This is a genomic window from Kitasatospora sp. NPDC034533 (genome assembly GCF_055575155.1).
Genome location: NZ_JBVITE010000030.1, coordinates 16,227 through 38,481, shown reverse-complemented (window position 1 = coordinate 38,481; position 22,255 = coordinate 16,227). Strand labels below are relative to the sequence as shown.

The window sequence follows — 22,255 nt, the reverse complement described above, 5'->3', positions numbered from 1 at the left end:
GACCCGGTCCCGACACCGGGCGTACACCCAGCACAAGGGGGGAATCCATGTCCCACACCGAACCGTCCAGGCGGACGCCGGTGCTCCACCTGGAGAACGTCACCCGCGTCCACGGCCACGGCGCCGCCGAGGTCCAGGCGCTGCGCGGCGTCGACCTCAAGGTCCACCCCGGCGAGTTCGTCGCCGTCATGGGCCCCTCCGGCTCCGGCAAGTCGACCCTGCTCACCCTGGCCGGCGGCCTCGACACCCCGAGCAGCGGCCGGGTCCTCGTCGAGGGCACCGCCCTCGGCGACCTCAACCGCAAGAAACTCGCCCAGGTCCGCCGCCGCTCCGTCGGCTACGTCTTCCAGGACTACAACCTGATACCGGCGCTCACCGCCGCCGAGAACATCTCCCTGCCGCGCGAACTCGACGGGCTGTCCACCCGCGCCGCCCGCCGCGAGGCCCTCGCCGCCCTCCAGGAACTCGGCATCCCCGAACTCGCCGACCGCTTCCCCGACGACATGTCCGGCGGCCAGCAGCAGCGCGTGGCCATCGCCCGCGCCCTGATCGGCGACCGCCGCCTCGTCCTCGCCGACGAACCCACCGGCGCCCTCGACTCCACCACCGGCGAAGCCGTCCTCGCCGTGCTGCGCGCCCGCTGCGACGCCGGCGCCGCCGCCATGATGGTCACCCACGAGGCCCGGCACGCCGCCTGGGCCGACCGGGTCGTCTTCCTGCGCGACGGCCGGATGGTCGACGAGTCCACCAGCCAGGACGCCGCCAGCCTGCTCGTCAGCGCCGCCGGCAACAGCCTGAAGGTGGACGAGTGAAGCTCAGCGCCTGGAGGGTCGCCCTGCGCATCGCCCGCCGCGACGCCCTGCGCGCCAAGGGCCGCAGCGCCCTCGTCATCGCCATGGTGGCGCTGCCCGTCCTCGGCGTCACCGGCGCCGACGTGGTCTTCCGCAGCGCCGAACTCACCACCGCCGAACGCACCGTCCGGCTCATGGGCCAGGCGGCCGGCGAACTCACCATGGTCGAACGCGGATCCGCCGTCACCCAGGCCCCCGACCCCGACGACGGATTCAGCCTCAAGGACCCCAAGGAGGACACCAAGAACGGCGCAGCCCCCACGTACACCCCCGCGCAGCAACGCGCCCTCGACACCCCGCCCGCCGACCTCGCCCGCCGGCTGCTCCCGGCCGGAGCGGTCCTGGTCCCCGAACTCTCCGGCCCCTTCACCGCCGCGAGCAGCGCCGAAGGCCTGCTCAACACCCGGGTCAGCGAAGCCGACCTGACCGACCCGGTCTGGCAGGGCCGGATCGACCTGGTCAAGGGCCGCGCCCCCGCCGCCGACACCGAAGCCGCCGTCACCCGGGACTTCCTCAAGCGCTCCGGACTCAAGATCGGCGACAGGACCGCCGTCCGCGGCCTGGAAGCCACCCCCTTCACCATCACCGGCGTCTACGAGTACCCCGGCGACCTGACCGCCCCCGAGATCACCGCCCGCCCCGGCACCCTGCTCAGCCGGCTCCCCAAGCCGTCGGCAGGCACCGTCACCACCGGCGGCAAGGACTCCGACGAACCCAGCCGCTGGCTGGTCAAGCTCCCGGCCGGCACCACCCTCGACTGGCCCAAGGTCAAGGAACTCAACGAGCACGGCTTCAAAGTCACCTCACGCGCCGTCCTCGCGAACCCGCCCGCCCGCGCCGACGTCCCCTACTACTCGGAGGCGAGGCAGCGCGGCGGCCCGCCGACCAGCTACTTCGACCGGACCGACATCGTCATCCTCGCCACCGTCGCCGGCATGGCCCTGCTGGAGATCGTCCTCCTGGCCGGCCCCGCCTTCGCCGTCGGCGCCCGCCGCTCCCGCCGCCAGCTCGGACTGCTCGCCGCCGCGGGCGGTGACCGCGCCAACGTCCGCGCCGTCGTCCTCGGCGGCGGCATCGTCCTCGGCCTCACCGGCGCCGCCGTCGGCCTCGGCCTCGGCATCGGCCTCGTCGCCCTGCTGCGCACCAACGCCGAGGAGTACTCCGGCCAGCGCTTCGGCCACTTCGCCCTGCCGCCGCTCGACCTGCTCGGCATCCTCCTGGTCGGCCTCGCCACCGGACTGCTGGCTGCCGTCGTGCCCGCCGTCCAGGCCTCCCGCCAGGACGTCGTCGCCGCGCTCACCGGCCGCGACACCCTCAAGCCGCCCAGCCGCAAGCTCGCCCTCCTCGGCCTGCTGATGCTCGCCGGCGGCGCGGCCCTCGCCCTGTACGGCGCCACCAGCGGCATCGGCAACAGCAGCTTCGCCGTCCTCGGCGGCTCGGCCGTCGCCGAACTCGGCATGGTCGCCCTCGTGCCCTACCTGGTCGGACTGTTCGGCCGGATCGGCCGCGTGCTCCCGCTCGGCCCCCGGCTCGCCCTGCGCGACTCGGTCCGCCACCGCGGCCGCACCGCACCCGCCGTCGCCGCCGTGATGGCCGCCGTCGCCGGCTCCGTCGCGGTCAGCGTCTACGTGGCCAGCTCCGACGAGCAGCAGCGCCGCGACTACCTCCCCTCCGGCCCGGCCGGCGCCGTCATGCTCGGCAACGGCTGGATGGACGGCCCCGAGAGCAAGCTGCTGCCGCAGATGCGCGAGGCCGTCGAACGCAGCATCCCCGAACTCGGCCCGCGCGCCGACGTCCAGCGCGTCGACCCCAGGGCCGACTGCGTCGAAGGCGCCTACTGCGGCAACATCAGCGTCGAACTGCCCAAGGAACAGCGCTGCCCCGTCTTCGAAGCGGCCGACGACTCCTCACCCGAGGAGCAGGCGCGGACATTGAAATCGGACAAGCGCTGCCAGATCACCAGCAACCGGGGCATCCGGTTCCCCGAGCTGACGGCCGGCGACGCCACCCTGCTGCGCAACCTCTTCGGCGTCACCGACCAGGGCGCCGCCCAGGCCCTCGCCGCCGGCAAGGCCGTGCTCTTCGACCCGCGCTACGTCAAGGACGGCAAGGCCGTCCTCCGGGTGACCCTTCCCCTCCCTCCCTCCTCCCCGGCCTCGCAGGACAAGCCCGTCCAGACCGAGATCACCGTGGACGCCGTGGTCGCCGACGCCGCGGTTCCGGCCTCCGGCATGGCCGTGATCAGCCCGGACACCACCGCCCGGCTCGGCTTCCGCACGGTCCCGGCCGGCTCGGTCTGGCTGCCCGCGACCGCGCCCACCGACAGCGCCCAGCAGAAGGCCAACGGCGCGCTCGGCAAGCTCAGCAGCCACGACGTGCTGGAGGTGGAACGCGGCTACCAGAGCCGGACCGACCTGATCCGGCTCGGCCTGAACGTCTTCGCCGCGCTCGTCGCCCTCGGCGCGGCCGGCATCGCCACCGGGCTGGCCGCCGCCGACTCCCAGCGCGACCTGACCACCCTCGCGGCGGTCGGCGCCGAACCACGCATCCGGCGCTCGCTGTCCGGATTCCAGTGCGGCGTGATCGCCGCCATGGGCGCCCTGCTCGGCGTGGTCAGCGGGCTGGTGCCCGGAGTGGCGCTGCGCAAGGTCCAGGCCGCGGCGGGCAGCGGCTCCGGGAGCGGCGGCGAGGAGCTCGCCGACAAGGCGATCCTGGTCTTCCCGTGGCCCGTCATCGCCGCCACCGTGGTGCTGCTGCCGGTCCTCGCCGCCGCCCTCGCGGCGCTGGTGACCCGCTCGCGGATCACCCTGCTGCGCCGCTCGGGCTGAGGGCCGCGCCCGGCTCCCGGCCGTCCCGCCCGTCGGCCCGTCGGCCCGTCCGCCGTTCGCCCGCCGCCCCCGTCCGCCGCTTCCGGTGGCGGGGGCGGCGGGCTTCCGGCGGTGACGGGGAGGCGGGGGTGACGGAGGTTACAGCCCTGACGGGGCCCGGCAGCCGGACGGCCGGGGCGGGCAGGCGCACCGGCGAACTACAGTCGTCGGTATGACGAAAACCCCGGACAGCGCCGTCCGCTCCTACATCGACCAGCACCAGGCCGCCTTCCTCGCCGACCTCTCCGAGTGGCTGGCCATCCCCTCGGTCTCCGCCGATCCGGCCCGGGCCGGCGACGTGCGGCGATCGGCCGAGTGGCTCGCCGCCAAGCTGCGCGAGACCGGCTTCCCGGTGGCCGAGGTGTGGGAGACCGACGGACTCCCGGCGGTGTTCGCCGAGTGGCCCTCCGGGGACCCGGCCGCGCCCACCGTCCTGGTCTACGGGCACCACGACGTGCAGCCCGCGGCGAAGGAGGACGGCTGGGAGACCGAGCCGTTCACCCCGACCGTGGTCGACGGCCGGCTGTACGCGCGCGGCGCCGCCGACGACAAGGGCCAGGTGTTCTTCCACACCCTGGGCGTGCGTGCCCACCTGGCCGCCACCGGCCGCACCGCGCCGGCCGTCAACCTGAAGCTGCTGATCGAGGGCGAGGAGGAGTCCGGCTCGCCGCACTTCGCCGACCTGGTCCGGCGCGAGGCCGGGCGGCTGGCCTCGGACGTGGTCGTCATCTCGGACACCGGCATGTGGTCCGCGACCACGCCGACCGTCTGCACCGGCATGCGCGGTCTGGCCGACGCCCAGATCGACCTGTACGGGCCGGACACCGACATCCACTCCGGCTCCTTCGGCGGCGCCGTCCCCAACCCGGCCCAGGTCGCGGCCGAGATGGCCGCCGCCCTGCACGACGGCGACCGCAAGGTCGCGATCCCGGGCTTCTACGACGGCGTCATCGAACTGACCGAGCGCGAGCGCGAGCTGTTCGCCGAGCTGCCCTTCGACGAGGAGCAGTGGCTGAAGGTCGCCAAGTCGTACGGCACCCGCGGCGAGGCCGGCTACTCCACCCTGGAGCGGATCTGGGCCCGCCCGACCGCCGAGGTCAACGGCATCTGGGGCGGCTACACCGGCCCCGGCGGCAAGACCATCGTCCCGGCCTCGGCGCACCTCAAGCTGTCCTTCCGGCTGGTCGCCGGGCAGGAGGTCGAGAAGGTCCGCGACGCCGTCCGCGCCTGGGTGGCCGAGCGGGTGCCCGAGGGCGTGCGGTACGAGCTGGTCTTCCCGGGCGCCACCCGGCCCTGCCTGACCCCGCTGGACCACCCGGCGCTCCAGTCCACCGTCCGCGCCATGGGGCGGGCCTTCGAGCAGAAGATCCTCTTCACCCGCGAGGGCGGCTCCGGCCCCGCCGCCGACCTCCAGGACGTGCTGGGCGCGCCGGTGCTGTTCCTCGGCATCTCGGTGCCTTCGGACGGCTGGCACTCGGTCAACGAGAAGGTCGAGCTGGACCTGCTGGCCAAGGGCGTGGAGACCGCCGCGTACCTCTGGGGCGACCTGGCCGAGAACTTCCGGCCGGGGGCATGACCCCCGCCGCGCGCACCATGGCAGCCAGATCACTCATCCGGATGATTCACCACGTGGGGATGGAACAGACGTGAGCACCGTGCCTGAGACCGAGCGCCCGCTGCACCTGGCACTGGCCCGGTCCGGGGTCGACCGGGCGGCCGAGCACCGGTTCGACGAGCCGTGGCTGGCGGCCGCCTGGAGCCACCCGAGCACCCGGGTCCTGCCGATCGCCGGCGGCGAGGCGTTCGTGGTCGACACCGCGCAGGGCACCGAACTCGTGCTGCTGCCCTCCTTCGAGGCGCCGCAGACCGGGGACCGGTACTTCCTCGGCACCGACGAGGACGGCGTCTCCTACTTCGCGCTGGCCGGCGAGAGCCTGCCCGGGCGCCTGGACGGCGACGCCCGTCCGGCCGGGCTGCGCGAGGTCGGCGGACTGCTGTCCGACCGGGACGCCGGGCTGCTGGTGCACGCGGTGGCGCTGGAGCACTGGCACCGGCTGCACAGCTTCTGCTCGCGCTGCGGGCACCCGACCGAGAAGGCCGGGGCCGGGCACGTGCGGCGCTGCACCTCCTGCGCGGCCGAGCACTACCCCCGCACCGACCCGGCGGTGATCATGGTGATCACCGATGAGCAGGACCGCTGCCTGCTCGGCCGCCAGGCGCTGTGGCCGGAGGGCCGCTGGTCGACGTTGGCCGGCTTCGTCGAGCCGGGGGAGTCGATCGAGCAGGCGGTGGCCCGCGAGGTGCACGAGGAGGCGGGCGTCCGGGTCGGCGAGGTGCGCTACGTCGCCAGCCAGCCCTGGCCGTTCCCGTCCAGCCTGATGCTCGGCTTCCAGGGCAGGGCGCTGCCCGGCGGCACCGAGATCACCGTGGACGGCGAGGAGCTGGCCGAGGCGCGCTGGTTCTCCCGCGAGGAGCTGCGGGCCGGGATGGAGGCGGGGGAGATCCTGCCGCCGTCGGGCATCTCGATCGCCCGGCACCTGGTCGAGCTCTGGTACGGGGAGCCGCTGCCCTCGGCGGCGCGCTGGTAGTCCGGGCGGTCCCGTCGTCCGGTGGTTCCGTCGTCCGGTGGTCCTGCGGTCCCGTGGTCCCGTCGTCCGGTGGTTCCGCGGTCAGGTGGTTCTACGGTCCTGCGGTCCGGTGGTCCTGCGGTAAAGACGCCTCGTCAAGGGCCCACACGGGGGGCGCGTGGTCAATTCCATGCGCCCCCTTTTCCCTTTCCAAGCCCTTCCGGAATTCCTCGCGCCCGTCTGTTCGTGTTCGGACGGGCCAGTTCTGCTACCGGGTATCGGGTCCGGGGGCGCACGACCAACCCGCACGGACGATATTGCCGGAAACGGCTGAAACCCCCTCCCCGCGCTCGCTACATTCACCAGGGTGACAATCCCCCGGGGCACCGCCCAATCCCCCAAATACCAGCGCCTCGCCGCCGACCTGCGCCGCCGGATCGCCGAAGGCGAGTTCACCGCCGACGCCGCCCTGCCGGTCGAGAGCGAACTGGAGCGCCAGTACGGCGTCGCCCGCAACACCGTCCGGCTCGCCGTCGACGTCCTGGTCAACGAAGGCCGCCTGGTCCGCCTCCAGGGCAAGGGCACCTACCTGCGCGAACACCCCGTCCTGGACCACCACGCCTACGGGCCCACCCTGCCCCCGTCCCCCCGCGACTGCCTCGCCGCACCCTCCGCCGGCTACCTCGGCGAGGCCGCCGAAGCCGGGCGGGAACTCAGCACCGACTTCGAGATGATGATCGTCCGGGCCCGGGTGGACATCGCCGAGCGCCTCGGACTGCGCCCCGGCGAGGCCATCGTCGTCCGCCGCCAGCTGCGCCTGCTCGACCGCGAGCCGTACTCCATCGAGGAGAGCCACTACCGGGCCGGCCTCGCCGCCGGCACCCCGCTGATGGAACCCGACCCCGTCGAAGGCGGCGACGAGGCGGTGCTCGCCACCCTCGGACGCACCGAGATCGGCGCCGTCGACCACCTGGTCGCACGCATGCCCGGCCCCGAGGAGGCCCAGTGGTTCCAGGGCGGCCCCGGCGTGCCGCTCATGGTCCAGACCCGCGTCACCTACGACCGGCGCGGACCCGTCCGGGTCATCGAGACCCGCTACTCGGCCGACCGCAGCCGGCTCGTCTACGGCGTCGGCGACCTCGGCGCGCGCACCACCCTGCCCGCCCCCGCCGCGCCCGTCGACCCCGCCCGGGCCGACGCGCCGTGACGCGCGCCGGCCCCGGACGGACCCGTGCCCGGCCGAGCGGACTCAGGCCGCCAGCGCCTTCTTGACCTGGATCAGGCTCGGGTTGGTCATCACGACCTGCTCGCCACCGCTCGCCGGCGTCACCAGCACCGTCGGGACGGTCTGGTTGCCGTCGTTCACCGACTCGACGAAGGACGCCGACGCCGGGTCCTCCTCGATGTTGATCTCGGTGTAGCCGATGCCTTCACGGTCCAGCTGGCTCTTGAGGCGGTTGCAGTACCCACACCAGGTCGTGCTGTACATCGTCACGGTGCCGGACATCGAGGGGGCTCCTTCGGAAAGAGGATGCGTACGGTCACCGGAGGCAACGCCCGCCGGGCGCCGGACATTCCGTCACGCCGACGACCGTCGCGCGGAGTGATCATCCTGCGATCACACCCGGCCTGTGGACAACTCCGCCCGGGTTGTCCCACCGGGCTGAGAGGATGGAACGCATGCAGGAAGACCTCTTGAGCGGCAGCCTCCACGACGGCACCCACGCCGGCTCCCCCTGGGCCGACCCCGGCGCCGCCACCGGCCCCGACGCCGTGCTCGCCGGGCTCGACCCCGAACAGCGCGCCGTCGCCACCGCCCTGCACGGCCCCGTCTGCGTCCTCGCCGGCGCCGGCACCGGCAAGACCCGCGCCATCACCCACCGGATCGCCTACGGCGTGCGCAGCGGCGTCTACCACCCCCAGCAGGTCCTCGCCGTCACCTTCACCGCCCGCGCCGCCGGCGAGATGCGCGGCCGGCTGCGCCAACTCGGCGCCGACGGCGTCCAGGCCCGCACCTTCCACGCCGCCGCACTGCGCCAGCTCCAGTACTTCTGGCCCCGCGCCGTCGGCGGCCCCGTCCCGCAACTCCTCGAACGCAAGGTCCAACTGGTCGCCGAAGCCGCCGGCCGCTGCGGCCTGCGCGTCCAGCGCACCGAACTGCGCGACCTCACCGCCGAGATCGAGTGGGCCAAGGTCACCCAGACCGCCCCCGAGGACTACCCCGCCGCCGTCGCCAAGTCCGGCCGCGACGCCCCCCGCGACCCGGCCGAGACCGCCCAGGTCTACCGCGTCTACGAGGAGACCAAGAGCCGCCGCGGCAGCATCGACTTCGAGGACGTCCTGCTGCTCACCGCCGCGATCCTGGAGGACCGCCCGGACATCGCCGACCAGGTCCGCTCCCAGTACCGGCACTTCACCGTCGACGAGTACCAGGACGTCTCCCCCCTCCAGCAGCGCCTGCTCGACCAGTGGACCGGCCCCGACGGCGGCGCCAGCCTGTGCGTCGTCGGCGACGCCAGCCAGACCATCTACTCCTTCACCGGCGCCACCCCCGACTACCTGCTCGGCTTCCGCGGCCGCCACCCGCAGGCGACGGTGGTCAAACTGGTCCGCGACTACCGCTCCACCCCCCAGGTCGTCCACCTCGCCAACGGACTGCTCGCCCAGGCCCGCGGCGAGGCCGCCCGGCACCGCCTCGAACTGGTCTCCCAGCGCGAGGCCGGCCCCGAGCCCGTCTACACCGAGTACGAGGACGAGCCCACCGAGGCCGAGACCACCGGCCGCCGGATCAGGGAACTGCTCGCCGCCGGGGTGCGCGCCAGCGAGATCGCCGTGCTGTTCCGCACCAACGGCCAGTCCGAGGTCTACGAACAGGCCCTCGCCGACCTCGGCGTCCCGTACCAGCTCAAGGGCGCGGAACGGTTCTTCGAACGCCCCGAGGTCCGCGACGCCGGCGTCCTGCTGCGCGGCGCCGCCCGGGCCGGCTCCGACCCGCTCACCGACGGCGCCCCCGACCTCGCCGGCCAGGTCCGCGCCGTCCTGGCCGCCCGCGGCTTCACCCCCGAGCCCCCGGCCGGCTCCGGCGCCGTCCGCGACCGCTGGGAGTCGCTCGCCGCCCTCGTCCGGCTGGCCGAGGAGTTCGAACGCACCCGCGCCGCGGCCGGCCAGAGCACCGCCCTCGCCGACTACGTCGCCGAACTCGACGCCCGCGCCGCCGCCCAGCACGCCCCGGCCGTCGAAGGCGTCACCCTCGCCTCCCTGCACGCCGCCAAGGGCCTCGAATGGGACGCCGTCTTCCTCGTCGGCCTCACCGAGGGCACCCTGCCGATCATCTACGCCAAGACCGACGAACAGATCGAGGAGGAGCGCCGCCTCCTCTACGTCGGCGTCACCCGCGCCCGCAAGCACCTCACCCTCTCCTGGGCCCTCTCCCGCTCCCCGGGCGGCCGCGCCTCCCGCAAGCCCAGCCGCTTCCTGGACGGGCTGCGCCCCGGCTCCGCCGTACCGGGCGCGCGCACCGGCGCGCGAGGCGGCAGAGGGGGCGTCGAGCCCGGCGAGCGCTCTGCCGCACGGCGGGTCCGCGGACCGGTCAAGTGCCGGGTCTGCGAGAAGGTGCTCACCGAGGCCGTCGAGCGCAAGCTGCGCCGCTGCGAGAGCTGCCCGTCCACGATGGACGAGGGGCTGTACGAGCGGATGCGCGAGTGGCGGGCCCGGCAGGCGAAGAAGCAGGGCGTGCCGGCCTACGTGGTGTTCACCGACGCGACGCTGATGGCGATCGCCGAGGACGTGCCCGCCAACCGCCAGGAGCTGGCCGTCATCTCCGGGGTCGGCGCCATGAAGCTGGACAAGTACGGGGCCGACGTGCTCTCGTTGTGCGCGGGGGAGGAACCCGAAGAGGATCCGGACGACGTCGAGGACGGCGGCCCGGTCGATCCGGCCTGAGCCGGTCCGGGTGCGGTCGGGGAGGCCGCTCGGGCGGCTACGGAACCCGTCGTGTGACGTGCCGAAGAACTCGCGTGAAAAATAGTTTGCGCCGCGTACCGGGAGCGCAATAGCCTGCCGGAGCGGTCAAGGGGACGCGGTCGCACGGGGTGAAACCTGTGCGGATGCCCCTCGTCCGAGAGCTTTACCGAGACAGACATCCGAACATTCGGAGCCAGGGAGACCAGGCTCCGCGAGACGCCGAGAGGAGGCGAAGACAGTGGGAAACATCATGATCACCAAAATGACTGGCCAGACCGTTGTCGCTGCCTCCCTGCGTGCCGCCCGTCTGCGGGCGCTCGCCGAACTCGGTGGAACCGGTCTGGGTCTCGACACCACCGGTGTCCGCGTCGTCTCCGTTGTCAGTGGCCTTGGTCAGACTGACCTGTGCTGCACGGGCAGTGGAAGCGTCGAGGGGACCTTTGTCGAGACCGGTCTGTCCCGTGATTGGGCGTCGGTCGGCACGTCGCGTCCCGTGCGCGACGAGCGACCGACCCAGGCACCGAAGGCAGCAGTAGCCGCCGCCATGCATGGCGGCTATGCGCAGGTCGTCGGTGCCGGAAACGCCCCGAAGCAGAACGAGCAGCAGATTAACCAGGCCATGGCCGCCTTCGCGGGCGCCAAGGCCATCCGGATGCAGGCCTTCCGCGGCCCTGAACCCTGGAGAGAACGAACCTGAGCATCCTCAGGTCGGCACCTCCAGGGCCGCGGAACCCGTCACACCGGGATCCGCGGCCCTTCTGTTTTGTCCGGTACGCAAGACCACCCAGGCCCTCCGGGGCCTCCGGCCCAGCACCACCAGTCCGCTGGGCCGGAACCACTGAGAAGACGAGGAAGACGCCCACAGTGTCCACGGTCATCACACCGCCCACCCCGTCCGTACCGCCGACAAGCCAGATCACCACGGCCGACCAGGCCGACCCTCCGGAGGTTCTTTCCATGCAGCTCAGCTCGATCGAGCAGGCCGAGTCCCTCGGTCTCCCCATCCCCTGCCGCGCCTTCGACCCCGAGGTCTTCTTCGCCGAGACGCCCGCCGACGTCGAGTACGCGAAGTCCCTCTGCGGCACCTGCCCGGTGAAGGACGCCTGCCTGGCCGGCGCCCTGGAGCGGCGTGAGCCGTGGGGCGTCTGGGGTGGCGAGCTGTTCGTCCAGGGCGTCGTCGTGGCCCGCAAGCGTCCCCGTGGCCGTCCGCGCAAGACCGAGGTCATGGCGTGAACCCCGCCCACGAGGCCAGGGCCGTCCGTCGGGGAGAGCAGCCCCCGCTGGACAGCGCCCTCCGCCGCTCCGTGCGGATCGCCGCCGCCAAGGCCGACGCCGCAGCCAGCATCCCGTTCCCGAGCACGCACCACGAGCAGGACCACGACATGAACCCCGCCGCCGTCGATCCCACCGCCCGCGCCGAGCAGGCCACCGAACGTCAGACCCAGAACAGGATCCTTGAGATGCAACTTCTCCACGAATCCCTGGCCCGTGCCCATATGCAAGACAGGATGCACGAGGCCGAGAACCAACGCCTCGTCGGCCGGATTGTCCGTGCCCGCAAGCTCAAGCAGCGGGCCGAGCGGGCCTCGCTGCGGGCGCGCAAGGCGCTCGCCGTGGCGCTGATGTAAGGCGCCCGGCCGCAGGGCGTGGGCCGTGCCCGCCCCGCCGGACTCCGGTCCGACCTTCGTCGTGCCGCAGGCCGCTCCCCTTGGTGGGGAGCGGCCTGCGGTCGTTGCGGCGGTGGTGCGGTCGGGCCGCCTCAGTCCTTGCGGGCCCGGGCGGGCTCGGTGCCCTCGCGGGCCGGGCGGGGCTGCCTGGCCGGCTTCGCGAGCCTGGTGGTCTCCGTGGGCTCTGCGGGCTCGGTCGTCTTCGCGTTCGTGGGCTTCGTGGGCTTCGTGGGTTGCACGGGCTCCGTGGGCTTCACGGGTGGCTGCTCGGCGAACTCGGGCAGCCACTCCAGCATCTCCGCGCGGAAGGGAGCCTTGGCGCTCAGCTGGCAGAGCACCCCGATGGTGCTCAGCGTCACCCGGTGGATCAGCAGGTACGCGGGCGGCAGGTTCAGCTGCTTGCCCAGGTTGTAGGCGGGCGAGCGCGGATCGGCGATCCGGGCCGCCTGGGCACGCATCCAGGCGCGGGTGAAGTGGAAGTTCTCCACCGCCGCCGGCTCGATGATCGGCAGCAGGTAGTCCAGCACCGCGTCCGGGTCCAGCCGGATCGAGGGCTTCACGAAGCCCTCGTCGCGCAGCATCCGGAGCACCCCCGCCGCGTCCCCGGCCAGCGCCATCCGCAGCGAGGCGCCGATCGGCGCGGGCAACCCGCCCGGAAGCCGGTCCACGGTGCCGAAGTCCAGCACGCCCAGCCGCCAGCCCGACACCGGGCCGTCGTCCTTCAGCAGCCGGAAGTTGCCCGGGTGCGGGTCCGCGTGCAGCAGGCCGGTGCGGGACGGGCCGGCGAACAGGAACCGGGCCAGCAACTGCCCGGCGCGGTCGCGCTCCTCCTGGGTGCCGCCCACGATCACCTCGGCCAGCGGGGTGCCGCCCATCCATTCGGTGACCAGCACCTGGTCGGCCTGGGCCACCACGCGCGGCACCACGATGTCCGGGTCGCCCGCGAACTCCTCGGCGTGCCGGCGCTGGGCCTGCGCCTCCAACTCGTAGTCCAGCTCCTCCGAGACGCGCTCGCGCAGCTCGGTGATCAACGGCTTGATGTCCAGCCCCGGGATCAACGGGCCCAGCAGCCAGGCCACCCGGCTCAACTGTGAGAGGTCCGCGAGCAGCGCGTCACCCGCACCCGGGTACTGCACCTTGACGGCGACCTCGCGGCCGTCGTGCCACACCGCCCGGTGCACCTGGCCGATCGAAGCGGCGGCGGCGGGCCGGTCGTCGAACTGGCGGAACAGCTCGCGCCAGTCGTCGCCGAGCCGCTGGGCGAGCGCGGTGTGCACCTTGGCGGCCGGCATCGGGGGAGCGGCGTCCTGGAGCTTGGTGAGCGCCGCCCGGTACGGCCCGGCGACCTCCTCGGGGAGCGCGGCCTCGAAGACGGACAGCACCTGCCCGAACTTCATCGCCCCGCCCTTGAGTTCACCGAGGACCTTGAACAGCTGGTCGGCGGTGGCCTGTTGGAGCTCGGCGGTGACCACCTCGGCGGAGCGGCCGCCGATGCGCTTGCCCAGGCCGAGCGTGGCGCGACCGGCTATCCCCAGCGGCAGGGCGGCGAGCCGTGCCGTGCGGGTCACTGCCTTGCGCGGAAGATCGCTCACCCGGGCCTCCATTCCCTGGCCCCCCGATTCCGGACGGCCGACCATCTCTACGCCATTGTGCCCGCTCGCCGTCTCCTGCCTGGCGGAATTCGGCTGGGCGCGGTCGGGAGCGCGGTGCTTTTTGGGGGGAGTTGGGAGGCTTGGTCCGGTGGGGGTGGGGGGTGGGCTTTGGGGAGGGTCTGCGCAGGAAGTCGGCGGGGCCGACTTCCTGCGCGGTGCGGTGGTGCTCGCTTCCCCGGGGCCCCCTCCCCCCTCCCCCTCCCGCCCACCCACCTCACCCTCCGCCCACACCCACCTCACCCTCCGCCCACACCCACCTCTCACCCGTCCCACGCACCCTGGGCCCCGATTCCCTGACCCCGACCCCGAACCCGAACCCCGGTCCCGGCCCTGCGGCCATGCCGCATCGCCCGTCCCGCGCCTCGGCCCCGGCCCTCGGCCCGCGCGCCGCCCCGTGCGGGGGCGGGCCCGTCGAGCGGGCTTCCGCTGCCGCCGTCGACCGTCGGCTCGTACGGTCGGCGGCTCACCGGCCGCAGGCTCGCACGGCCGGGCGCCCGCTCGGGTCGTCCTGGGCCGTCCCGGGGCCGGGTACGGCGGCTGCCGAGCCTCGCAGCCGCCGGGCCCGCGCCCGGGGACGACCCTCCGTCCTGTGTCCTCCCTCCTCCCGTCGTCCGCCCTCACCTCCTCACGCCGGTGGCAGTGGCTGCCACAGACACCCGCAGTCCGGATGTCCGCGAAGCCGAAGCCGCCGGAACATCCCGTCCCGCGCCGAGACTTCGCAGTACCCGTCGACGCTCGGCGGCCGGCCGCCGTCCAGGTAGACCTGGACGTGCAGGGCCGCCAGGCCGGCGACCGCCGTCGCCAGGGCCGTGTCGCAGGCCGGTGTCCGGGCGCGCCCCGGGCCGCCGTCGGCCAGCTGGGCCAGGACCCGTGGCCAGGCCTCGTCCTCGTCCTCCCGCCGCAGCACCAGGCAGTGCCCGCAGGCCGACATCCCCGGGATCACCAGCGGACCGATGACGCCGAACTCCTCGACCACGCCCACGTACAGGTGCGGCACCCCGGCCCGGAGCAGCAGCCGGGCCTCGTACGTCCCGCCGGCGAAGGCGGCGCTGCCGTCCCGCGGCGCGAGGACCACGAAGTCCGGTGGATGGCCGTCGGGCTTGTGCCGTGGCAGTGGCACCGGCTTGCGGCCCGCGGCCCGTTGCACCGCCTCCCGCGCGGCCGTCGAGCGCAGCCGCCCGATGTCCGCGGCCGGCAGCCCCGCGGGCGAGCAGTCGTCGGGCTTGACCCGGCCGCTGTCCGCGACGGTGACCGTGCCGGTGCCGCCGGCGGAGAGCACCGCGGCCACGGCGGCGCCGACCCGGCCCGCGCCGCGCACCTCGATCCGCGTGTCGGCCCGGCGGCCCAGGATCGCCGGCGCCGCGCCCGGTCCGGAGTGGACCAGGGAGAGCGAGGCGAGGTCGGGGCCGAGCAGGTCCCGGTGCGGATCGGGGTAGCGGGCCAGGGCCCGGGTGGCCGCGGCCGCGTCGTCCAGCAGGCCGGTCTCCTCCAGGCCGGTGAGCAGGGCGTCGGCCGGTTCGCGGCCGAGCCCGATGCGTTCGCCCTCGTCCAGGAGCTCCGGCCGGTCGCGCGTCCCGTCGAGCAGCGCGAGGAAGTCGCAGAGGGTCTTGTCGGCGTTGCCGAGCACCCCGGCGAAGCGGGTGACGGTGCCGAACTGCAAAGTTGCGGAGTCCCGCCAGCTGCGGGACAGCGCGGGCTTGAGGGCGAGGCGCACGACGATCTCCCTTCGGATCGTTTCCGGACGGCTGACCGCAGCATGCCCCATCGTGGGGAGGCGGTGCGGAAAGTTATCCACAGGCCTGCCCGCATGATCAGACCATCGGTTTGCACACCCTGTGGATAACCGGCCATCCTCTCCGGCGCCGCTTTCCGGACACCCGCCGTCGACTTTCCGTTCCCGATCATTCCATGAAAGATTCCGGCCATGGCAGCGGACTTCTGTCCTGGGTAGCCGGTAACGTCGTGTGCCATGGCAGCCGAGCGGGACTCCCATCCACCGGCGTCGCGTCGGCGTGCCCGTGCGGCGTCCGGGTCGCAGGTCGCGGCGCCGAACACGCGCGGCCGCCCGGACCAGCGGCAGCAGCCGAGACCGGCGCCGCCGCAGCCACCGCCCGGCGCCGTTGCGCCCGAGGCGCACGACCGCAGCCGGGTCGAGGTGCGCCGCAGTGCCCGCCGCAGCCGTACCGTCTCCGCCTACCGCGAGGGCGACCGCACCGTCGTGCTGATCCCGGCCCGGATGTCGCACGCCGAGGAACAGCGCTGGGTCACGCAGATGCTGGAGAAGCTCGCCGCCCAGGAGTCCCGGAGGATCCCCGGGGACGAGGCCCTGATGACCCGGGCCCGCGAGCTGTCGGCCGCCTACCTGGGCGATCGTGCCCGGCCCAGCCAGGTCCGCTGGGTCACCAACCAGAATTCCCGCTGGGGCTCCTGCACCCCGAGCGAGGGGACGATCCGCCTCTCCCACCGTCTTCAGGGCATGCCCGAGTACGTGCTGGACTACGTGCTGCTGCACGAGCTGGCGCACCTGCTGGTGCCGGACCACGGGCCGGCGTTCTGGGCCCTGCTGGAGGCCTACCCGCGGACCGAGCGGGCCCGCGGCTACCTGGAGGGCGTGGTGTCCGCCGGCCGGCTGCCGCACATCCCCGGCGCGCGGCACGCGGGCCCGGGCCCGACCGGGGCGGACCAGGCCGCCTCCTGCGGCTGAGGACGGAACGGCACGAGGCTGAGGCCGGGGCGGAACGGGGCCGGGACGGAGGCGGACCGGGACCGGGGGAGGGACGGGCCGATCGGGGGCGCAACGGGAAGGGGCGCGGACCATGTCGGTCCGCGCCCCTTCCCCGTGCCACACCTCAGCCGGTCAGCTGCCTCGCCCGGGCCACCAGGTCGCGCACCGAGTGGTCGGTGAGCTCCGGCAGCCGGTCGTAGTCGAACCAGCGCAGGTCCAGCGACTCCTCGCTGATCAGCGCCTGCGCGCCGGCCGGGGCCAGCGCGATGTACTGGACGTCCAGGTGGGTGTTCTCCGGCCGGTCCTTGCCGGTGCAGCGCACCAGGTGCCGGTCCAGCTTGGCGGGCACCGGGCCGCCGTCCGCCTCCAGCAGCACCAGGTCGGGGATGCCGGACTCCTCGACGGCCTCGCGCAGCGCGGCGGAGGCGAGGTCGCGGTCGCCGGGCTCGCAGTGCCCGCCCATCTGGAGCCACATGCCGACCTTGGGGTGCAGGGTGAGCAGCACCCGCCCGGCCGCCGGGTCGACGACCGCCGCGCTCGCGGTGATGTGGGCGGGCAGGCAGGAGCGGTAGAGGCCCTCGGGCTGCGCGGCGAGGTGCTCCAGGTAGTCCAGCCGCAGCCGGTCCTGGTCCTCGTCGGCGGGCCGCCACCCGGACAGCGTGCGGACGGCGTCCGCGTGCAGGGTGGCGGCGGGCGTGTCGGTGGCCGTCATGCGGTGGGCTCGCCCTTTCCGTCGGTGCCGCCGTCCTCGTCGGTCTTCGGCCGCTCCTCCTGGCCGAGGCCCTCCTTGCCCGGGTCGGGCTTCCTGAGGTCAGGCCTGCCGGCCGCGGCCTCGCCGAGCAGCTTGTCGAACGCGTCGAAGTCGATGCCGCCCTCCAGACCGTCGGCGGAGCCCCGGTGCACGAAGGCGTCCGGGTCGTCCAGGTCCGCGGCGGTGGGCAGCATGTCCGGGTGCTCCCAGAGCGCGTCGCGGCCCTCGATGCCGCGGGCGTCGGCGAGCAGCGCCCAGAGCCGGGAGGCGTCGCGCAGCCGGCGCGGGCGCAGCTCCAGCCCGACCAGGGTGGCGAACGTCTGCTCGGCGGGCCCGCCGGCCGCGCGGCGGCGGCGGACGGTCTCGCGCAGCGCGCCCGACTGGGGCAGGTGCGGCTCGGCGGCGGCGTGCACGACGGCGTCGACCCAGCCCTCGACCAGTGCGAGCGCGGTCTCCAGGCGGGCGAGCGCGGCCTTCTGCTCGGGGGTGTCCTCGGGCTGGAGCAGGCCGCCGGCCAGCGCCTCCTGGAGGGCCTCCGGGTTGCTCGGGTCGAGCTGGCCGACCAGCTCCTCCATCCGGGAGGTGTCGACCTTGATGCCGCGGGCGTAGGCCTCGACGGAGCCCAGCAGATGGGCGCGCAGCCACGGCACGTGGGCGAAGAGCCGCTGGTGGGCGGCTTCGCGCAGGGCGAGGTAGAGGCGGACCTCGTCCGCAGGAACGTTCAGGCCCTCGCCGAACTCGGCGACGTTCTGCGGCAGCAGCGCCGCCTTGCCGGCCGGGGCGAGCGGCAGGCCGACGTCGCTGGAGCCGACCACCTCGGCGGCGAGCGCGCCGAGCGCCTGGCCGATCTGGGTGCCGAACATGGCGCCGCCCATCGAGCGCATCACGCCCATCAGCGGGCCGGCCATGGCCTGCATCTCCTCGGGCAGGACGCCGCCCATGGCGTTGCCGACCCGTTCGGCGACCGGGTCCACCAGGTCCTTCCAGACCGGGAGGGTGGCCTCGATCCACTCGGCCCGGCTCCAGGCGACGGCGGTGCCGGCGCCGGAGGGGAACTCGGTGGAGCCGTCGAGCCACAGGTCGGCCAGGCGGACGGCCTCGGCGACGGCGGAGCGCTCGGCGGCGCTGACCGAGCGGTCCTTGCTCTTGCCCTCGGCGGGCTCGGCGACCACGGTCTGGCGGGCGATGTTGGTGGCGAGGTCCCAGTTCACCGGGCCGCCCTCGAACGAGAGCATCTGGCCGAGCTGCTGGAACGCGGCGCCGAGGTCACCGGGGTTCATGCCGCCGAACATCGCGGCGAAGGGGTTGTCGGCGCCGGCGCCGCCGGGGCCGCCCGGGGCGCCGGGCATGCCGAAGATCGCGCCGAAGGGGTTGCCGCCCCCGAAGCCGAACGGCTGCTGGCCGCCGGCCGGGTCCTGGTCCTTCTTCTTCTGGGCGTCGTCGGGCTTGGCCTTGCCGTCCTCGGGCTCCTCGGGCGGAACGCCGAATCCGAAGGGAAGGTCGCTCACGGGGTCCTCGATCCGGTCGGCCGTCATACGGGTGTGGCGGAAAAATCTGCGCCCGGGGCGGCGGCGGAGTGGGGGACTCGGGGGCGGCTCCCGCGCGGCAGGCCCGCGCCGGGTGCACCGCCGGGCCTTCGCCTCGGGCAGGATGGACGTACGTGACACACGTCCGTACGCACATAAAGCTAACCGTGGAGGATGGCCGGTGAGTTCCCCGCCCTCGGACGTTCGCTCTGGGCTGACCGGAGGAGAGGACGCGTCGGACACCACGGCGTCACCGTCTCCAGCCTACGGCGGACGGCCGCTGACCGTGGCGGTCACCGGCGCCGCAGGCGTGCTGGGCGAGCGCGTCGCCGCCCGGCTGGTGGCCTCCCCGTACGTGCGCAGGGTCCTCGCCGTGGACGACCGGCGCGGTGAGGTCCCCGGGGTGCAGTGGCGGGTGCTCGACGTGCGGGACCCTGCGGTGGCCGAGCGGCTGGCCGGGGTCGACGTGGTGGTGCACCTGGCGATGGACTTCGGGATGGAGTCCGACCCCCGGGCCCGCAGCGCCTACAACGTGCGCGGCGCCCAGACCGTGCTGACCGCGGCGGCGGCCGCCGGGGTGCACCGGGTGGTGCTGTGCACCTCGGCGATGGTCTACGGCGCGCTGGCCGACAACGAGGTGCCGCTGGCCGAGGACTCCGAGCTGCGGGCCACCGAGGAGGCCTCGCTGGTCGGGGACCTGCTGGAGATCGAGCGGCTGGCCCGCCGGGCGCCGCGCGCCCACCCGGGCCTCCAGGTGACGGTGCTGCGTCCGGCCGTGGTGGTGGGCCCGGGCGTGGACACCGTGCTGACCCGGCACTTCGAGGCGCCCCGGCTGCTGGTGGTGGCGGGATCCCGGCCCTGCTGGCAGTTCTGTCACGTGGACGACCTGGCGGCGGCGCTGGAGTACGCGGCGCTGGGGCTGGTCGAGGGCGAGGTGACGGTCGGCTGCGACGGCTGGCTGGAACAGGAGGACGTCGAGCGGCTGTCCGGGATCCGGCGGATGGAGCTGCCGGCCTCACTGGCGCTCGGGACGGCGGCGCGGCTGCACCGGCTGGGCCTGACCCCGGCCCCGGCCGGGGACCTGGCGTACACGATGTACCCGTGGGTGGTGTCCGGCAGCCGGCTGCACGAGGCGGGCTGGCGCCCGGAGCACACCAACGAGCAGGTGCTGGCGGAGCTGCTGGAGCAGGTGTCCGGCAAGCACGCGGTGGCCGGGCGGCGGCTGGGCGGCAAGGAGGCGGCGACCAGCCTGGGCGCGGCCGGGGCGACGGTGGCGCTGGTCGGGACGGCGGCGCTGGTGCGCCGGGCCCGCAAGCGGCGGAGGTTCTGAGCGTCCGGGGAACCGGCCGCCGGCGGCGGGGCGCTCGACTCCCGCGAGGCGAGGCGGGGCGAGAGGCGCCGTGCGGGGAAGGGGAGCCCGGCGGCATGGTGCGGAAGGCGTTTGCCGCCCACCGTCCCGGATGGGGAATCATGGGGCCATGTCCGAGAACCACGACCCCATCCGCCTGCTCGCCATCCGTGACACCCCGCTGTCGCTGGACGAGGTGTACGAGGCGGTCGGCGACGACGCGGCCGGCGGCACCACCGTCTTCGTCGGGACGGTCCGGGACCACGACGGCGGCAAGTCGGTCTCCGCGCTGGAGTACAGCTGCCACCCCAGTGCGGAGCGGGAGATGCGCCGGATCGCGGAGAAGGTGGCCGCGGACTTCCCCGTCAGGGCGCTCGCCGCGGTCCACCGGGTGGGCCGGCTGGAGATCTCCGACAAGGCGGTGATCGTCGCCGTCTCCTGCGCCCACCGCGGCGAGGCCTTCGCGGCCGCGCGCCGGCTGATCGACGACCTCAAGCGCGAGGTGCCGATCTGGAAGCACCAGGTCTTCTCGGACGGCGCCGAGGAGTGGGTCGGCGCGGGCGGCTGCTGACCCGGTCGCCGCGAGACGGGCACCAGGCACCGGCACCGGGCAGCGGGCACCGACACGGGCACGGGGCCGGCGCACCGGAACCGGTACGGCCGCGTCCGGGTTGGCCGGAACCGAGCGGCCGGAGGGAATCCGCCGGAACCGATCCGCACATCCCGCGCGTCCGTCGGGTCAGGCGCGCCGTGGTCTCACTCGAACGGGTCGGTGGCGGAGCCCCGAATACTCCCTGGAAGTGAGCCGATCGGCCGTCCCGTAACCCGGACGGCGTCGGCCGCGTTGTCCGCCGGAGTGGTTAATCTGCTCATAGACACGACGAGCTGGGAGTACTGCTATGGGTGCGCTCGCCTGGTTGATCATCCCGGGTGTCGCCGGCGTGGCCGCCGGCCTCTGGGCGTTGTGGGCCCAGCGGGCCCCGAAGGCCGCCGGGGACCCCGCCTCACTCGCCGAACACCAGCGCTTCATGGCCGCCATGGAGCGCACCACCGCCGGCACCGCCGCTCCGAACGAGCGCTCCGGCAGGTAGGCCCGGCGGGCGTCCCGTCGCGCCCGTCCCGTACTGTCGAGGCATGCCACGCCGCTCCGCGACGATGCTCGCTGCCACCCTGCTGCTCATAGCGCTGCTCTGCGTCTCGGTGCTGATGAAGGTGCCGTACACGGAGATGAGCCCGGGGCCGACGTACAACACGCTCGGCGACCAGGGCGGGAAGCCGGTGATCAGCATCAGCGGGCACGACTCGTACCCGACGAGCGGGCACCTCAACATGACCACCGTCCAGGTCACCGGGGCCAAGTACGAGCCCAGCCTGGTCAACGCGGTGGTCGGCTGGCTGCGGGACGACGTGCTGGTGGTGCCGCACGACAACGTCTACCCGAAGGGGCAGTCGGACGCGGACGCCAAGAAGCAGAACGCCGAGGAGTTCGCCTCCTCCGAGGACAGCGCGCGCACCGCGGCGCTCAAGCAGCTGGGCATCCCGGTGGGCGACGAGCTGATCGTGAAGTCGGTCACCGCGGGCGCCCCGGCCGAGGGGCGGCTGCACGCGGGCGACCAGATCGTGGCCGTGGACGGCGCCCCGGTCGGCGCGGTCGACCAGGTGGTCGCCGCCGTCACCAAGCACAAGCCGGGCGAGTCGGTGGTCTTCACCGTCGTGCCGCGGGTCAAGGACGCCGACGGCGCCAGCCCCGGAACGAGGACCGACGTCACCGTCCCGACCGTACGGGCCAAGGACCTCGACCCGAAGGCCCCGGCCGAGCGGGCGGAGCTCGCGGTGGTGGGCATCGGCACCGGGATCCGGCACACCTACCCCTTCCAGATCGACATCGGCCTCCAGGACGTCGGCGGCCCGAGCGCCGGCCTGATGTTCTCGCTCGGCATCATCGACAAGCTGACCCCGGGCGGCGACCTCACCGGCGGCAAGTTCGTGGCCGGCACCGGGACCATCGACGACGACGGCAAGGTCGGGCCGATCGGCGGCATCTCGATGAAGCTGATCGCCGCCCGGGACGCCGGGGCCGAGTACTTCTTCACCCCGTCCTCGAACTGCGCCGAGGCCACCAAGAACGTCCCGTCCGGGCTGACCCTGATCAAGGCGGACACGCTGGACGGCGCGCTGAAGTCGCTGGAGAAGGTCCGCTCCGGGCAGACCTCCGCGCTGCCGTCCTGCGCCGCCGGGTAAACGGAGCCGCCGGGTAGACGGAGCCGCCCGGTAAGCGGGGCCGCCGGGTGACCAGCGGCCCGTCGGACAGCGGGCCCGGCCGGATGACGGGGCCCGC

General features: G+C 74.0%; 19 protein-coding genes. 14 read left to right on the top strand and 5 right to left on the bottom strand.

Translation table 11 applies throughout. The features are described 5' to 3' along the window. Nucleotides 1-47 precede the first annotated feature (47 nt). The 5 genes from ACZ55U_RS21275 to ACZ55U_RS21255 all read left to right on the top strand — a co-directional run bounded on the left by ACZ55U_RS21275 (nt 48) and on the right by ACZ55U_RS21255 (nt 7,492). Nucleotides 48-812, top strand: a complete 765-nt coding sequence (locus ACZ55U_RS21275; RefSeq protein ID WP_465527755.1) for an ABC transporter ATP-binding protein — start codon at nt 48-50, stop codon at nt 810-812. Further along, nucleotides 809-3,679, top strand: a complete 2,871-nt coding sequence (locus ACZ55U_RS21270) for an ABC transporter permease (protein ID WP_465527753.1) — start codon at nt 809-811, stop codon at nt 3,677-3,679. The genes ACZ55U_RS21275 and ACZ55U_RS21270 overlap by 4 nt, the downstream gene beginning before the upstream one ends. Before the next feature lie 211 nt (nt 3,680-3,890). Further along, nucleotides 3,891-5,294: a dipeptidase gene (locus ACZ55U_RS21265; protein WP_465527751.1), complete on the top strand. Its 1,404-nt coding sequence runs from the start codon at nt 3,891-3,893 to the stop codon at nt 5,292-5,294. A gap of 70 nt (nt 5,295-5,364) precedes the next feature. After that, entirely contained in the window at nt 5,365-6,306 is a 942-nt protein-coding gene (nudC, locus tag ACZ55U_RS21260; protein ID WP_465527749.1) for an NAD(+) diphosphatase, read from the top strand. Between the two features lie 346 nt (nt 6,307-6,652). Further along, entirely contained in the window at nt 6,653-7,492 is an 840-nt protein-coding gene (locus tag ACZ55U_RS21255; RefSeq protein WP_465527747.1) for a GntR family transcriptional regulator, read from the top strand. A 42-nt stretch (nt 7,493-7,534) separates the two neighbouring features. On the opposite strand, the gene ACZ55U_RS21250 is transcribed toward ACZ55U_RS21255, so the two are convergent. Continuing rightward, nucleotides 7,535-7,792 carry a mycoredoxin gene (locus ACZ55U_RS21250; RefSeq protein ID WP_465527745.1) on the bottom strand — a complete coding sequence of 86 codons (258 nt, stop codon included), beginning with the start codon at nt 7,790-7,792 and terminating at the stop codon, nt 7,535-7,537. A 266-nt stretch (nt 7,793-8,058) separates the two neighbouring features. Between ACZ55U_RS21250 and ACZ55U_RS21245 the strand changes: the two genes are divergently transcribed. From ACZ55U_RS21245 to ACZ55U_RS21230, 4 genes are all read left to right on the top strand, one after another. Beyond that, nucleotides 8,059-10,227: an ATP-dependent DNA helicase UvrD2 gene (locus tag ACZ55U_RS21245; RefSeq protein ID WP_465527847.1), complete on the top strand. Its 2,169-nt coding sequence runs from the start codon at nt 8,059-8,061 to the stop codon at nt 10,225-10,227. A 271-nt stretch (nt 10,228-10,498) separates the two neighbouring features. Continuing rightward, a complete protein-coding gene (locus ACZ55U_RS21240; RefSeq protein ID WP_465527743.1) occupies nt 10,499-10,945 on the top strand; it encodes a hypothetical protein in 447 nt (148 codons plus the stop codon). Nucleotides 10,946-11,112: 167 nt separating this feature from the next. After that, a complete protein-coding gene (locus ACZ55U_RS21235; protein ID WP_465527741.1) occupies nt 11,113-11,481 on the top strand; it encodes a WhiB family transcriptional regulator in 369 nt (122 codons plus the stop codon). Next, nucleotides 11,478-11,876, top strand: coding sequence for a hypothetical protein (locus tag ACZ55U_RS21230; RefSeq protein ID WP_465527739.1), 399 nt, complete (start codon nt 11,478-11,480; stop codon nt 11,874-11,876). Before ACZ55U_RS21235 ends, ACZ55U_RS21230 begins: the two co-directional genes overlap by 4 nt. Before the next feature lie 131 nt (nt 11,877-12,007). Here ACZ55U_RS21230 and ACZ55U_RS21225 read toward each other — a convergent pair whose 3' ends face one another. Both ACZ55U_RS21225 and ACZ55U_RS21220 read right to left on the bottom strand, forming a co-directional pair. Then, the gene (locus tag ACZ55U_RS21225; RefSeq protein WP_465527737.1) at nt 12,008-13,507 is read right to left on the bottom strand and encodes an ABC1 kinase family protein; all 1,500 of its coding nucleotides are present in this window, start codon (nt 13,505-13,507) and stop codon (nt 12,008-12,010) included. A 685-nt stretch (nt 13,508-14,192) separates the two neighbouring features. Then, nucleotides 14,193-15,281: a TOMM precursor leader peptide-binding protein gene (locus ACZ55U_RS21220; protein ID WP_465527735.1), complete on the bottom strand. Its 1,089-nt coding sequence runs from the start codon at nt 15,279-15,281 to the stop codon at nt 14,193-14,195. Nucleotides 15,282-15,722: 441 nt separating this feature from the next. Between ACZ55U_RS21220 and ACZ55U_RS21215 the strand changes: the two genes are divergently transcribed. Then, on the top strand, nt 15,723-16,271 hold the full coding sequence (locus ACZ55U_RS21215) for a M48 metallopeptidase family protein (RefSeq protein WP_465527733.1): 549 nt from the start codon (nt 15,723-15,725) through the stop codon (nt 16,269-16,271). A 145-nt stretch (nt 16,272-16,416) separates the two neighbouring features. Here ACZ55U_RS21215 and ACZ55U_RS21210 read toward each other — a convergent pair whose 3' ends face one another. Both ACZ55U_RS21210 and ACZ55U_RS21205 read right to left on the bottom strand, forming a co-directional pair. After that, the gene (locus ACZ55U_RS21210) at nt 16,417-17,004 is read right to left on the bottom strand and encodes an NUDIX hydrolase (protein WP_465527731.1); all 588 of its coding nucleotides are present in this window, start codon (nt 17,002-17,004) and stop codon (nt 16,417-16,419) included. Then, nucleotides 17,001-18,551: a zinc-dependent metalloprotease gene (locus ACZ55U_RS21205; protein ID WP_465527729.1), complete on the bottom strand. Its 1,551-nt coding sequence runs from the start codon at nt 18,549-18,551 to the stop codon at nt 17,001-17,003. Before ACZ55U_RS21205 ends, ACZ55U_RS21210 begins: the two co-directional genes overlap by 4 nt. A gap of 199 nt (nt 18,552-18,750) precedes the next feature. Between ACZ55U_RS21205 and ACZ55U_RS21200 the strand changes: the two genes are divergently transcribed. The 4 genes from ACZ55U_RS21200 to ACZ55U_RS21185 all read left to right on the top strand — a co-directional run bounded on the left by ACZ55U_RS21200 (nt 18,751) and on the right by ACZ55U_RS21185 (nt 22,158). Then, entirely contained in the window at nt 18,751-19,899 is a 1,149-nt protein-coding gene (locus ACZ55U_RS21200; RefSeq protein ID WP_465527727.1) for an NAD-dependent epimerase/dehydratase family protein, read from the top strand. 148 nt (nt 19,900-20,047) lie between these two features. Continuing rightward, nucleotides 20,048-20,488, top strand: coding sequence for a molybdenum cofactor biosynthesis protein MoaE (locus ACZ55U_RS21195; protein ID WP_465527725.1), 441 nt, complete (start codon nt 20,048-20,050; stop codon nt 20,486-20,488). A gap of 328 nt (nt 20,489-20,816) precedes the next feature. Further along, nucleotides 20,817-21,008 carry a hypothetical protein gene (locus tag ACZ55U_RS21190; protein WP_465527723.1) on the top strand — a complete coding sequence of 64 codons (192 nt, stop codon included), beginning with the start codon at nt 20,817-20,819 and terminating at the stop codon, nt 21,006-21,008. Between the two features lie 43 nt (nt 21,009-21,051). Then, nucleotides 21,052-22,158 (top strand): YlbL family protein, encoded by a 1,107-nt coding sequence (locus ACZ55U_RS21185; protein WP_465527721.1) that lies wholly within the window; start codon nt 21,052-21,054, stop codon nt 22,156-22,158. Nucleotides 22,159-22,255 lie beyond the last annotated feature (97 nt).

What these genes read in the sequence shown, in the direction of transcription:
- ACZ55U_RS21265 (WP_465527751.1), top strand. Translation starts at nt 3,891, where the DNA reads ATGACGAAAACCCCGGACAGCGCCGTCCGCTCCTACATCGACCAGCAC.
- ACZ55U_RS21195 (WP_465527725.1), top strand. Translation starts at nt 20,048, where the DNA reads ATGTCCGAGAACCACGACCCCATCCGCCTGCTCGCCATCCGTGACACC.
- ACZ55U_RS21210 (WP_465527731.1), bottom strand. Translation starts at nt 17,004, where the DNA reads ATGACGGCCACCGACACGCCCGCCGCCACCCTGCACGCGGACGCCGTC.
- ACZ55U_RS21250 (WP_465527745.1), bottom strand. Translation starts at nt 7,792, where the DNA reads ATGTCCGGCACCGTGACGATGTACAGCACGACCTGGTGTGGGTACTGC.
- ACZ55U_RS21240 (WP_465527743.1), top strand. Translation starts at nt 10,499, where the DNA reads ATGATCACCAAAATGACTGGCCAGACCGTTGTCGCTGCCTCCCTGCGT.
- ACZ55U_RS21275 (WP_465527755.1), top strand. Translation starts at nt 48, where the DNA reads ATGTCCCACACCGAACCGTCCAGGCGGACGCCGGTGCTCCACCTGGAG.
- ACZ55U_RS21190 (WP_465527723.1), top strand. Translation starts at nt 20,817, where the DNA reads ATGGGTGCGCTCGCCTGGTTGATCATCCCGGGTGTCGCCGGCGTGGCC.
- ACZ55U_RS21185 (WP_465527721.1), top strand. Translation starts at nt 21,052, where the DNA reads ATGCCACGCCGCTCCGCGACGATGCTCGCTGCCACCCTGCTGCTCATA.